The following is a 12,703-nucleotide window of genomic DNA, read 5'->3' as shown; positions in this document are numbered from 1 at the left end:
AAGCCGCCCGATGCGTCTTCGCCTTCGCCATCATCTCCGCGTCCGATTTTCCGAGCCGACCCGAAACGCCATCAGCATCCTGCGCATGACACCACGGAGCCACGAGGGCCAACGGGTGACGAACTGGCGAATCGATGTCGAGCCCGACTGCCTGCTGAAGTCCGGTGAAGATCACTTCGGCAATCTGACCCATACCCTCACGGTCCCGGGCATCGTCTCCGAATTGAGCATCACGGCCCAAGGCGAACTCACGTGTTTCGATGCGGCCGGCGTGGTACGAGGAACGGCAGAGCGACTGCCCCTTGATATCTATCGCCGCGACACCGCAACGACGATGCCGTCCGAAGAATTGCGGAGTTTCGCCAGCGATGTTGCGGCGGCTTCCGACAATGACCTCGGCAAGTTGCATCAACTTCTCGGGGCCGTACATCAGCGCATCGCGACCTCATCCGAACCCACGGCGGTTGTCACGGCTGACGCTGCCTTCAAGGCTTGCAAGGGGACGAGCGGGGATCACGCGCAGATCTTTGCAACATGTGCGCGTCACCTTGGATTTCCGGCGCGTTGTGCTCACGGGTTTTATTTGGACGATGACGGGCAGTCGACCCGGCACGCCTGGGCGGAAGCCTATGTGGACGGTCTCGGTTGGGTCGGATTCGACCCGGTCCACGACATCTGTCCACAGGATTATCATGTCCGGGTGGCTGTCGGGCTCGACGCCCTCGACGCCGCCGCATTGCGCGGAACACCGGGGCAGAACGCGGCCGAAACCGTCGACGTCAACTGGATGTTCGGGCTCGATCAGCGGCGCAATGCGCAGGCCGCGACAATCTCCTTCTCGTAACGGCGGCTATGGCGACGCGAGCGTCGCTCGTGCGTGAGCCGACGGCGCCGAAATCCGGCTGAATCCAGGACGCGTCGCATGGCGCGCAGGACAGCAGGGCTTCGGATGAGCGGCATCGTGATCGTTGGCACAGGGCAGGCCGGCTTCCAACTTGGCGCATCGTTGCGACAAGGCGGCTACCGCGAGCCGATTACGCTGATCGGGGACGAAACGCATCTCCCCTATGGCCGGCCGGCGCTGTCCAAGGCCTATTTGATGGGCAAAACCAACGCTGCCGCCCTGCAATTGCGACCGTCGGCCTTCTATGCCGACCAATCTTTGACGCTGCGGGTCGGAGAGCGCGTGGCTGAAATCGCCCCAACGCTCCAGCGGGTCATTCTGACCTCCGGCGAAAAGCTCTCCTACGATCACCTCGTTCTTGCGACCGGGTCGCGCAACCGGCCGCTTCCGGTCCCGGGCGCTGCTCTCCCCGGTGTGTTTCAATTGCGAACCCTGGCTGATGCGGACGCGCTGAAAGCGGCTCTCCACGACGTCAAGGCGGTGGCGATCGTCGGCGCCGGCTTCATCGGCCTTGAATTCGCAGCCGTCTGCGCCGGGAAGGGCATCGCGGTCACGGTGATCGAGGGTGCGAACCGTATCCTGGCCCGTTCAGTCTCCCCCCTCATGGCGACCGCAGTCGAGGCGACCCACAGGGCCGCCGGTGTGCACTTCGCATTCGGGGCTGTCGTCAGCGCCATCCTCGAGCGAAACGGCCGTGCTGTGGGAGTCGCGGCGACGGACGGGTCGAACTATGCGGCCGACCTGGTTCTGGTCGGCATCGGTGTGCTCCCGAACCAGGAACTGGCGCGTGACGCGGGATTGCCGGTGTCCAATGGGATTGAGGTGGACGAGACGTTGTTGACGGTTGATCCCGCAATTTCGGCTATCGGCGATTGCGCCCACCACCCGTCGCCACATTCGCATGAGGGACGAGTCCGCATCGAATCGGTCCAGAGCGCTGTCGACGGCGCGCGATGCGTGGCCGCTCGGATCAATGGCCAACCCGGTTCGCACGTCGCGGTGCCCTGGTTCTGGAGCGATCAGGGCGCCTATAAGCTGCAGATTGCCGGCTTGGCGGCCCCGCACGATCTGGCCGTATTGAGGGGCTCTCCCGACGACGGCGCGTTTTCGGTCTTCTGTTTTCGTGAGGGGTCCCTTGTGGGCGTCGAATCGCTGAACAAGCCGGGTGATCACATGATCGCCCGCAGACTGCTCGAAGATCGCCAAGCGAATCTTACACCCGAACAGGCGGCTGATACGACCTTCGACCTGAAGGCCAGCGTTGCGGGTCATCGGCGGCAGAACTGACACCGGAGAGAGCAGCCGAGTTGCCTGTAGGCGGTCCTGATCGGGACCTATCTCGCCGGGAGATCTGCAACCGGCCCTTCCGAAGCAAGGGGCGGGCACTTACACCGATGCCCTTTCCCGTGGATGTGGCTTGTTGTTGTGCGGCGCCCCTTGCACGGCATCGCCGATCTCGGATCGAAAATCTGCTGCGGCCTAGATTTCCGTTAGTCCCTTTACGTTCTGGAGTTCGGTCTCCAGGTCGTTAAAGCTCCCTGCCTGTTCGGGCTTTTGGCCGTCAGACAGAACCTGCATGGCAGCGAGCCATTCCACGGAATCCTTCTTGGTCGGATCGGCGACCACCCGGCGCGCTGCGGCGCGAGCTTGCAGGACACTGTCCGGTATTGCGGGCCCGCCAGACCCAAGGACTGACGAGCGGCCAGCCAGGATCTCGTCAAGCCACGTCGTGTGCATCTCCGGAACTGAGGTGATCAGCTTCTCGGTGTAGGGGTGGAAGGGAGGCGAGAAGATCTCGGCGGTCGGGCCCTGGGCGATGATTTCGCCTTTGAGCATCACGGCCGTACGGTGCGCAATCCGGCGAACGGTTCCGAGATCATGCGTGATGAAAATGTAGGCAATACCCAGCTCGTCTTGCAGGCGTTTGAGCAGTTTCAGGACGCCTTCCGCGACCAGTGGATCGAGCGCCGACGTGGGTTCGTCGCAGATGATCACTTCAGGGTTGGCCGCAAGCGCCCGGGCGATACAGACGCGCTGCTTCTGCCCCCCCGACAATTGCCCAGGCCGGCGCGTGGCGAAATCTTCCGGCAGTCCGACCAAGGCCAGCAACTCGTGAACACGGGTGCGGACATCCTTGGTGAGAGCGTTGAAAAAAAACGAGACCGGGCGGCCGATGATCTGTTCCAAGGTTTGGCGCGGGTTGAGCGCGACATCCGGCATCTGATGCACCATCTGAAGGCGTCGAAGAGTGTCGGGTGCGCGGCTGGCGAGCGCGGCCGGCAAGCTTTTACCCGACAGGTCGATCTCGCCTTCCCATCGCGGCAGGAGGCCCGTGATGATGCGGGCGACAGTGCTCTTGCCCGACCCTGATTCTCCCACGACGGCCAGGGTTTCACCCTTGGCGAGGTCGAAGGAGACGTTCTTGACGATCGCGGTGGGACCATAGCCGGCCGTGACGTTCGCGACGCGCAGGATGGGCTGGACCACCTTGTCGGGAATGCCCAGCGCGAGGTGCTCAGCCTCACGGCGCTCGTTCACCAGCGCACGGGCATATTCGGTCTTGGGTTGTTCGAGGATCTGTTTGGTTTCTCCCATCTCGATCATCTTGCCGTGACGCAGCACCATGATCCGGTGCGCAATCTGCGCCACGACGGCGAGGTCATGGGTGATGTAGAGCCCGGCCGTGCCGAATTCGCGGATCAGGTCGCGCAGCAGCGACAGAACCTCGATCTGGGTGGTAACGTCGAGCGCGGTGGTCGGTTCGTCGAGCACGATGACGTCCGGGCGGCAGCTCATCGCCATGGCGGCCATCACGCGTTGCAGCTGCCCGCCAGAGACCTGATGCGGATAACGCTCGCCGATCGTATCGGGATTGGGCAGTTGCAGCTTGCGGAACAATTGTTTCGCATAGACCTCGGCATCGGCCCGGGACATGACGCCATGCGTCACAGGCGCCTCGCAGACCTGATCCATCAAGGTCATGCTCGGGTTGAACGACGCCGCGGCGCTCTGGGCGATATATGCGATGCTCTTGCCGCGCATGTGGCGCCGTGCGGAGGCAGTCGAGGCGCGCAGTTCTGTTCCGTCGAGCGTGATGCGGCCCCCGGTGATCCGCATGCCGGCACGCGCATAGGCCATCGAAGCGAGGCCGATGGTCGATTTGCCTGCGCCTGACTCACCGATGAGGCCGAGGATCTCGCCACGTTTCAGGGTGACGTCGACATCATCGACGAGCACACGCCCCGTGATGGTCTCGACCTTGAGTTTCTGCAGTTCGAGGATCGAGTCATCGGCCACGGCGTGCCTCCTACATTTCGGCTTGGGCACCCGACGGGCGGGCATCGATCGACAGGAACCAGTCGACCACGAGATTGATCCCGACCGTCAGGATCGCGATGGCAGCCGCGGGATAGAGCGCCGCCGGCAGACCAAACGAAATGCCGCCGACATTGTCCTTCACCATACCGCCCCAGTCCGCATAGGGCAGGGGGACGCCGAGTCCGAGGAAGCTCAAGGCGGCGATGAACAAAAAGTTGAAGCAGAAGCGGAGACCGAATTCCGACATGAGCGGCGCGGCGGCGTTCGGCAGCACCTCGCGTCCGATGATCCACCACAGGCCTTCGCCGCGCATCCGAGCGACTTCAACGAAATCGAGTGCGACGAGATTTATGCCGAGGGCCCTGGACAACCGGAACACACGGGTCGAATCCAGGAACGCGATGGTGAGCACCAGCGATGTCAGCGACTGCCCCAGCACGTTGAGGATCATCAAGGCCCAAATGAGCAGCGGGATCGAAAGGACGACGTCGACGAGCCGCGAAATCACCACGTCGACCCATTTGCCGAGCACGGCCGCCACCAAGCCCAACGTGATGCCGATGAAGAAGGACAGGATGGTGGTCACGAAGGCGATGCCGATCGTCATTCGCGCCCCATAGATCAGGCGGGTCAGCATGTCGCGACCGATCTGATCCGTGCCGAACCAGGTGGTGGCCGAGGAGGGGTCCCAGCCCCCGCCCACGACCTGCGTTTCGCCGTAAGGTGCCACCATGGGGCCGGCGACCGCGACCAGCACGTTGAGCAGGATGATCAGAAGACCCACGAGTGCGGTGGCGGGCGCTTTTTGTCCGAAAATGGTCATGCCGGACTCCTAACGCGGGTGACGTAAGCGGGGATTGAGCACGATGGCCAGCACGTCGGCCAAGGTGTTCAGGGTGATGAACACGGAGGCGAACACGATGCCGCACGCCTCGATCACCGGCACGTCCCGCTTGGTCACCGCATCGATCATATACTGGCCCACGCCGGGATAGGTGAAGACGTTCTCGACCACCACCACGCCCACCACGAGATAGGCCAGGTTGAGGGCGATCACCGAGATGATGGGTGACGCGGCATTGGGCAGTGCATGCCGCGTCACCACGCGACCGCGCGTGAGGCCCTTGAGGAAGGCCATTTCGACGTAGGGGGTCGACATGATTGCAAGAACCGAATTGCGCGTCATGCGCAGCATATGGGCGGTCACCAGGAGCGTCATGGTGATCGCCGGCAAAGTCACGGCCCAGACCCGCTCACCGAACGGCGTGTCGGAACTCACGGTCGCGAGCGACGGGAAATATTCGTGGTTCACGGAGAAATTGAGGATCAGCAGATAACCGACGAAGAATTCGGGCATCGAGATGCAGATCAAAGCCAGGATATTGGCCACACGATCTGTGAGCCGACCTTCGCGAACAGCCGCCAGAATGCCGAAACCCACCGAGATCGGCAGGGCCAGCAGGGCGGCATAACCTGCCAGAAAAAGGGTATTGCGAAAGCGGGGGGCGAGTTCCTGGATGATGTCCCGCTTGTTCGTCAATGCGACGCCGAAATCTCCATGCAGGACGCCCCAGAGCCAAGTGAGGTAGCGGGACAGCGCTGGTTGATCGAGCCCAAGTTCGTGCCGGAAGGCCGCAAGGTTCTCCGGCGTCGCGTTCTGGCCCAGTACGGACGAGGCCACGTCACCGGGGAGGATCTGCGTCAAGAGGAAGATGACCGCGGAGACGACGAATAACGTGAGCAGCCCGAGACCGATGCGCATCAAGATCAGGCGTATCACGAAAGGCGTCTCCTTGAAGGCTTACCGCGGACGGTTTGAGGTGATGGGTTCAGACCGAGGGGCACCGATCTTCGGCCCCTCGGTTTCGCGGCGATGTGAGAACAGCGAAGCCGAGAAGACCGGCTTCGCCCTAGTTCAGGAGAACCAGGCCTTCTCGGCCACTTTCTGGTCGCACATGTCGTAGCGGGGATGGGGTGCTGTTCCCTGCACCTTCTTCGAATATCCGTCGAGGTAGTCGCCTACCGCGAAGCACACCATGCCACCCGTATCGGCGATCATGTTCTGCGCCTCCGCATACATCTGCTTGCGCTTGGCCTCGTCGAGCTCGACCCGCGCGGCCGTGATGATCTTGTCGAACGCCGGCTCGCGCCAATGGGTATCGTTCCAGTTGGCGGTGGAGATGAAGGTCTGAGACAGCTGAAGATCGACAGTCGGTCGGCCGCCCCAATAAACGGCGCAGAACGGCGCCTTGAGCCAGACATTGTCCCAATAGCCGTCGCCCGAGACGCGTTTGACGTTGAGATTGATGCCGGCCTTCTTCATGGCTTCCTGATAGAGGATGCCCGCATCGGTCGCGCCCGAGAAGGCACCTTCCGATACCTGCAGCTCGATGGCCGGGCTGCCGGCCTTCTTCCACAGTGAAGCGGCCTTATCAGGGTCATAGGTGTGAGGGGGATTGTTCGGCGCGTAATATTTGTTTGCCGGCCCAATGGTCGTGTCGTTGCCGATCGACGCATAGCCTTTATAGACGGTGTCGACGATCTTCTGACGATCGATCCCGTATTTCAGGGCCATCCTGAGATCGTTCGACTTGAACGGATCGGTGTCACACAAGGCCACGAAGGCGAAACGGTTACCGGTGCCCTTGGTTTGCAGCACAGAGACCTTGGGCGACTTTTGCACGAAACTGACGGTTTTCGGATCGAGACGGTTGGCGGCATCGATCTGACCGGAAATCAGCGCCTGTGTGCGCGACGAGGTATCCGGAATATATTTGAGTTCGATCGAGTCGAACCAAGCGGAATTCGGCTTCCAATAATGGCCGGTGTTCTTGGTCAGGACACGAACGCCGGGCTCGAAGCTCTCGAGCGCATAGGCACCTGTCCCGTCCGGCTTCGAGAAATCCGTGAAGCCGTTCGGAACCACCAGCATGTGGTAGTCGGTCAGGTTGTAGGGCAGGTCGGCATTGCCGCTCGATAGCGTGATCTGGATCTGGTTTGCACTTAGCTTCTTGATGTCGCTGATCGCGCTGAGCAGGTCTTTTGCGGCGGACTTTGTCTCTCCGCGATGAAGGTTCAGGGAGTAGATGATGTCGTCCGCGTCGAGCGTCTTGCCGGAATGAAACGTGATTCCCTTGCGCACGTTGAAGATCCACTCGGTCGCACCAGGCTTTGTCTCCCAGCTCTCCAGCAGCTCGCCTTTCGCATTGCCGTCCGCATCCAACTCGACCAAACCGTTGAAGATTTGGTACCCATAGGAGATCGGGATCGAATCCGCGTAGGTCCGAGGATCAAGGCTGTCCGACGCGCTGCCGCCTTCCATTCCAAGTCGCAGCGTTCCGCCTTTCTTGGGCGTCTCTGCCGCTTTCGCGCTGCCGCCGAGGGAGCCGAATGCCAGCCCGAGCGCCGCGGCTCCGGCCATGATCTCGCGTCTGTCGAGAAGCAGGGTCGAGGCATGCGGGTTTGGTGATCTGGTGCTTGTCAATGCAAAAGCCCTTCAAGGTTGTCTTCGGACTGCACGCGTCCGTATGATCGATCCGCCCACCTCATCGTCGGTGGCTTGCAAGCAGCATGCCGAACCCGACATCGCTCTGATACACATTGTGAAAAGGGCTCAGAGTTCCCGATCCGAGCTTTGATCCATGCGGGTTGAAGCAGAACCGCCTTGCGATGCGGGGCACACGGCAAGGCGGCACAACCATCCGAGCAGACAAGGATACCGTCGATGAGCCGCAATCCGAAGTTCCAGATCGCGGCATGCGCCTCGCGGTTCTACTTGGGAAGTCGATCGGTGAAATCTCCGGTACGCTGCTCCGGCATGCGGAACAAAGGCAAAACCCACGGCTGCTCACGGTCCAATCCTCAGGTTCTCACCCGGACTATCACCCATGCACGGGCCGCAGACCAGCTTTTCTCTAAAATGCTGGCTCGCGCCATTCCACGCCCGACGGTGATCACCGCAAACGCGACCTTTGCCACAATCTCAAGAAGTTCGGTCACCGATATGCCGAGATCTCAACAAGATTGTCATCTGGATCACGCAGGTTGATCGACCGCATCGGTCCAGCACGCCCAATCCGATCAACCGGGCCAAGCTCGACGGAAAGCCCACGCTCGTCGAGGAGGACCATGACGGCCTCAAGCGGCCGATCCGCGATCAGGCAGAAGTCGGCGCTTCCGGGCGTGGGAGCATGCGCGCGCGGCCGGATCGGTGGCCCGTCTGCCGGGTGCAAGTTGAGTTTCTGCTGTCCAAATAAAAGTGCCGTGCGGCCGTCAACTGTCTGCGCTGTCATACCGAGCCCCCGCACGTAGAAATCGCACGAGCGCGCAACGCTATGGACGGTCAGAACGAGATGATCGAGCCGGTCTATCACGTCTGTCTCCTATCCGATCCACGAGGACGGCTCACGCCAGGACCTCCCGCCGATCTTTGAGGCTGATCGCCAGGCTCTCGCGCTTCGATGACAGGAGACCGTCGTCGATGGCCTCCAGCACGTCGCAAAGCTGCGAGGCCTCAGTGAGGCGGGTCACCATCACGTAATCGGCACCGGCCGCATAAAGGGCATCCACGTCGGAAATGAGCTCGGCCGGCGCGAGGATCGTTGCTGTCGGATTGAGCGAGCGAAGCTGGCGCACGAGACGCTCGTTGGTCACTCCCTTCAGCAGAAAGTCCGGCACGGTGCAGATCAAAACCTCCGCATGGCGGACGCCGGCGTGGATCAGGGTTTCTGGCTGGCTAATGTCGCCGTAGGCCACTTTGATCCCACGCTCCATAAGACCGCGATGCACCACAGGATTGAAGTCGACGACCGCGACGTCGGCCAAAGAGGCCGACTGGCGCGCCTCAAGCTCAGCGATCAGCGAACTCGCGGTGCGAAAGAAGCCTAGCAGCATGATCCGCGCGCCGTGCTCTGAGGTAACGGTTTCCAGGGGCATTTCGCCGTCCAGGTCTCGGAGCCCAAGACGCTTCAGGGCGGCAATTGCGCCGCGCACCAGTGCATCGCTGCGACCCATGCCGAAGGTGCTGATGGCTGCGAGAACCACGAAACTGATCGAGGTCGCGGCTTTGACGGCCGGGGCGACATGGCCGGCCGCTACACCGATCTGCAGGAGAACCAGTGAGAACTCGCTGAGTTGCGACAGGTTGATGGCCGGCAGCAGGCTAGTCCGCAATCCCTGCCGCAGCGCATAGAGTGGTGGGATGATCGTGACGAGACGGCTCGCGACCGTGAAAACCACCAATACCGCCGCAAAGCCGAAGACGTCGAGACTCGGGATTGGGATGGTCATCCCCACGCCGACGAAAAAGAGCGTGACGAAGAAGTCGCGCAGGCTCGTCACCTTGGCCGCGACATCGAGCGCGTAAGGGAAGGTCGACAAGGACACACCTGCCACGAGCGCCCCCATCTCGCGCGACAGGTGGAGGAGTTCGGCCAATTGTCCCAAAGCCAGACACCAGGCGAGGGCGCCGACGAGAACGAGTTCTGGCAACCGTGCGATGCGAAAGAAAAGGACGGGAAGAATGAAACGGCTGACCAGGAGTGCCGAGGCCACCAGCACGCCCACCCGGAGGATGGAAAGCACAATGACTTCTGCTCTCAGATCGTTGAGGCTCGGCTGGATGGCAAGGAACAGGATCACGAACAGGTCTTGCAGCACCAGGACGCCGAGCGTGATCCGCCCTGGCAGCGTGTCGAGTTCGCGCTTGTCGTAAAGCACCTTCACGATGATCACGGTGCTGCTGAGGGCTGCGGCAACGCCGAGATACAACGCGTCCCAATGGCCACCGCCCAACGGCAGCCCGATGTAGAGAAAGAAGAAGATGCCGAGCAGGCAGCATCCGCCGATCTGCGCCAGTGCCGCGACCAGGATCACCGGTCCCGATCTGATGATCTTCCGAAGATCGATCTCGAGCCCGATCATAAAAAGCAGAAAGATCAACCCGAGTTCCGAGATGGTTGCGATCGATTCCTCGGAACTGACCAGCCGGAACCCCGAAGGGCCAATCACGAACCCACCAATCAGATAGGCCAGGATCACCGGTTGCCCAATCGCCTGAGCCGCAACGGCGAGCGTCCATGCCGTCACCGTGCAAACCGCAATGTCGAAGACAAGATCGTGCATTTGTACTCGGCAGCAGCGGCCCCAGGACCTTTCTTGTGCCAAATCGCTTGGCGAAAGGAAACTCGTATCGGATGTGGTGCCCGCCCGCGACGGTCCGTCGGGTTGACGACATCGCGGCCCCGCGATATTTGTTTGCGTACAAATAAAATTAGGGATCGCTGCTGCTGTTATGCAGGGCTGCCTTGCAGCCCATTCGCATTTTCTGATCTTGACGGAGCGGCGCGAACCACTTTCAGACACGTCAAGACCAAGGTCGCGGCGCCACACATCGGATGTCAGCCGCCTTTGCGTGTGGAGATGATGTGAGCAGTTTGCACGAAGAGAAGGTTCTGGACGTTCGGCATTGGACGGACAGGCTGTTCAGCTTTCGCACGACTCGCGACCCGTCGTTCCGGTTCCGGAACGGTGAATTCACCATGATCGGCATCAAGGTGAATGGCAAACCGCTGCTGCGCGCCTACAGCCTCGCCAGCGCCAATTACGAAGAGCAGCTCGAATTTCTGTCCATCAAGGTCCCCGAGGGGCCGCTGACGTCGCAGTTGCAGCATCTTAAGGTCGGGGATCAGGTGATCGTCAGCCGCAAGGCAACCGGCACGCTCGTGGTGGATAATCTGCATGCCGGCCGGAACCTCTATCTGCTCTCGACCGGAACCGGGCTGGCGCCGTTCCTGAGCGTGATCAAGGATCCCGAAACCTACGACCGCTTCGAGAAAGTGGTTCTGGTTCATGGGGTCCGACACGTGTCCGAGCTTGCCTTCAAGGACTCGATCGCCGAGGATCTGCCCAAAGATGAGCTTCTGGGTGAACTCGTGAGCGAGAAGCTCATCTATTATCCGACGGTGACGCGCGAGCCATTCCGCAACAATGGGCGGATCACAGCCCTGATGGAATCAGGCAAGCTCTACGCCGATCTCGGCCTCGCGCCCCTCGAGGCCGAGCATGACCGCGTGATGATCTGCGGGGGTCCTCACATGTTGGCGGACATCAAGCAGCATCTCCTCGATCGCAATTTCATCGAGGGCAACCATGGCGAGCCCGGACAATTCGTTGTGGAAAAAGCCTTCGTGGACAAATAAGTGCCGCGGGGCGCCGGCTGATCCGGTGTCACCCAGCGGTTTAGGAATCGTCGCATGAGCCTGTCCGCCGTCTCTTCCTCCGCTTCCGCGAGTGCGGGTTTCGCCTGGGATGATCCGCTTCTTCTCGATGACCAGCTCACCGAGGACGAACGGATGATCCGGGACACGGCGCGTTCCTACGCGCAAGACAAGCTGCAACCGCGCGTGGTGGAAGCCTACGCTCAAGAGATTACCGACACGGCGATTTTCCGTGAAATGGGGGAACTCGGCCTTCTCGGTGTGACGATCCCGGAGACCTATGGCGGGGCCGAGGCCTCCTATGTGGCCTATGGACTTGTGGCCCGCGAGGTGGAGCGGGTCGATTCGGGCTATCGCTCGATGATGAGCGTCCAGTCCTCGCTCGTCATGTACCCGATCTACGCCTATGGCGACGAGACACAGCGCAAGAGCTATCTGCCCAAGCTGGCCTCGGGCGAGTGGATCGGCTGTTTCGGATTGACCGAGCCCGATGCAGGCTCAGACCCGGCCGGCATGAAGACCCGCGCCACGAAGATCGACGGCGGCTATCGCCTCAACGGCGCCAAGACATGGATCTCCAACGCGCCGATCGCCGATGTCTTCGTGGTCTGGGCCAAGTCGGATGCGCATGAGGGCGCGATCCGGGGTTTCGTGCTGCGCAAGGGTACGAAAGGCCTATCGGCGCCGAAGATCGGCGGAAAACTTTCGCTGCGTGCTTCGGTGACGGGTGAGATCGTGATGGAAGGCGTCGAGGTGGGCGAGGATGCCCTGCTGCCGAACGTTTCGGGTCTCAAGGGCCCGTTCGGATGCCTCAATCGGGCACGCTATGGCATCTCCTGGGGGACGATGGGCGCGGCCGAGGATTGCTGGCACCGGGCACGGCAATACACGCTCGATCGCAAGCAGTTCGGCCGCCCGCTGGCACAGACCCAGTTGATACAGAAGAAGCTCGCCGACATGCAGACCGAAATCGCGCTCGGCTTGCAGGCAAGCCTTCGTGTTGGACGGCTCTTCGACGAAGGCCGCATGGCCCCGGAGATGATCTCGCTCATCAAGCGCAACAATTGCGGCAAGGCGCTCACGATCGCCCGCGAAGCCCGCGACATGCATGGCGGCAACGGGATCATGGGCGAGTACCATGTGATGCGTCACCTCCAGAACCTTGAAACGGTGAACACCTACGAGGGCACGCATGACGTCCATGCCCTGATCCTCGGGCGAGCGCAGACCGGGCTGCAGGCCTTCTTCTGACGGGACGGGGTGG

General features: G+C 61.6%; 11 protein-coding genes. 5 read left to right on the top strand and 6 right to left on the bottom strand.

Going from position 1 to position 12,703, the window contains the following annotated elements:
• Window positions 1–10 precede the first annotated feature (10 nt).
• Both M8523_RS21425 and M8523_RS21420 read left to right on the top strand, forming a co-directional pair.
• Window positions 11–844, top strand: a complete 834-nt coding sequence (locus M8523_RS21425; RefSeq protein ID WP_282586947.1) for a transglutaminase family protein — start codon at window positions 11–13, stop codon at window positions 842–844.
• A gap of 105 nt (window positions 845–949) precedes the next feature.
• On the top strand, window positions 950–2,191 hold the full coding sequence (locus tag M8523_RS21420) for an NAD(P)/FAD-dependent oxidoreductase (RefSeq protein WP_282587000.1): 1,242 nt from the start codon (window positions 950–952) through the stop codon (window positions 2,189–2,191).
• Window positions 2,192–2,383: 192 nt separating this feature from the next.
• On the opposite strand, the gene M8523_RS21415 is transcribed toward M8523_RS21420, so the two are convergent.
• The 4 genes from M8523_RS21415 to M8523_RS21400 all read right to left on the bottom strand — a co-directional run bounded on the left by M8523_RS21415 (window position 2,384) and on the right by M8523_RS21400 (window position 7,706).
• Complete coding sequence (locus M8523_RS21415; protein WP_282586946.1) at window positions 2,384–4,201, bottom strand: ABC transporter ATP-binding protein; 1,818 nt, start codon at window positions 4,199–4,201, stop codon at window positions 2,384–2,386.
• A 10-nt stretch (window positions 4,202–4,211) separates the two neighbouring features.
• Complete coding sequence (locus M8523_RS21410) at window positions 4,212–5,045, bottom strand: ABC transporter permease (protein WP_282586945.1); 834 nt, start codon at window positions 5,043–5,045, stop codon at window positions 4,212–4,214.
• 9 nt (window positions 5,046–5,054) lie between these two features.
• Window positions 5,055–6,002, bottom strand: a complete 948-nt coding sequence (locus M8523_RS21405; protein WP_282586944.1) for an ABC transporter permease — start codon at window positions 6,000–6,002, stop codon at window positions 5,055–5,057.
• Window positions 6,003–6,137: 135 nt separating this feature from the next.
• Entirely contained in the window at window positions 6,138–7,706 is a 1,569-nt protein-coding gene (locus tag M8523_RS21400; RefSeq protein ID WP_282586943.1) for an ABC transporter substrate-binding protein, read from the bottom strand.
• A gap of 240 nt (window positions 7,707–7,946) precedes the next feature.
• On the opposite strand from M8523_RS21400, the gene M8523_RS21395 reads away from it, so the two are divergent.
• Entirely contained in the window at window positions 7,947–8,270 is a 324-nt protein-coding gene (locus M8523_RS21395) for a hypothetical protein (protein ID WP_282587004.1), read from the top strand.
• On the opposite strand, the gene M8523_RS21390 is transcribed toward M8523_RS21395, so the two are convergent.
• A complete protein-coding gene (locus tag M8523_RS21390; protein ID WP_282586942.1) occupies window positions 8,218–8,595 on the bottom strand; it encodes a VOC family protein in 378 nt (125 codons plus the stop codon). The genes M8523_RS21395 and M8523_RS21390 overlap by 53 nt on opposite strands.
• A 31-nt stretch (window positions 8,596–8,626) precedes the next feature.
• Window positions 8,627–10,345 carry a cation:proton antiporter domain-containing protein gene (locus tag M8523_RS21385; protein ID WP_282586941.1) on the bottom strand — a complete coding sequence of 573 codons (1,719 nt, stop codon included), beginning with the start codon at window positions 10,343–10,345 and terminating at the stop codon, window positions 8,627–8,629.
• A 302-nt stretch (window positions 10,346–10,647) separates the two neighbouring features.
• Between M8523_RS21385 and M8523_RS21380 the strand changes: the two genes are divergently transcribed.
• Together M8523_RS21380 and M8523_RS21375 are read left to right on the top strand one after the other, a co-directional pair.
• Window positions 10,648–11,421: a ferredoxin--NADP reductase gene (locus M8523_RS21380; RefSeq protein WP_282586940.1), complete on the top strand. Its 774-nt coding sequence runs from the start codon at window positions 10,648–10,650 to the stop codon at window positions 11,419–11,421.
• A 54-nt stretch (window positions 11,422–11,475) separates the two neighbouring features.
• On the top strand, window positions 11,476–12,690 hold the full coding sequence (locus tag M8523_RS21375) for an acyl-CoA dehydrogenase (RefSeq protein ID WP_282586939.1): 1,215 nt from the start codon (window positions 11,476–11,478) through the stop codon (window positions 12,688–12,690).
• The last annotated feature ends 13 nt before the right edge of the window (window positions 12,691–12,703 follow it).

The organism is Lichenifustis flavocetrariae (genome assembly GCF_026130545.1).
GTDB lineage: Bacteria > Pseudomonadota > Alphaproteobacteria > Rhizobiales > Beijerinckiaceae > Lichenihabitans > Lichenihabitans flavocetrariae.
The sequence above is the reverse complement of the archived record's forward strand: the minus strand, read 5'-3'. Positions and strand labels throughout refer to the sequence as shown.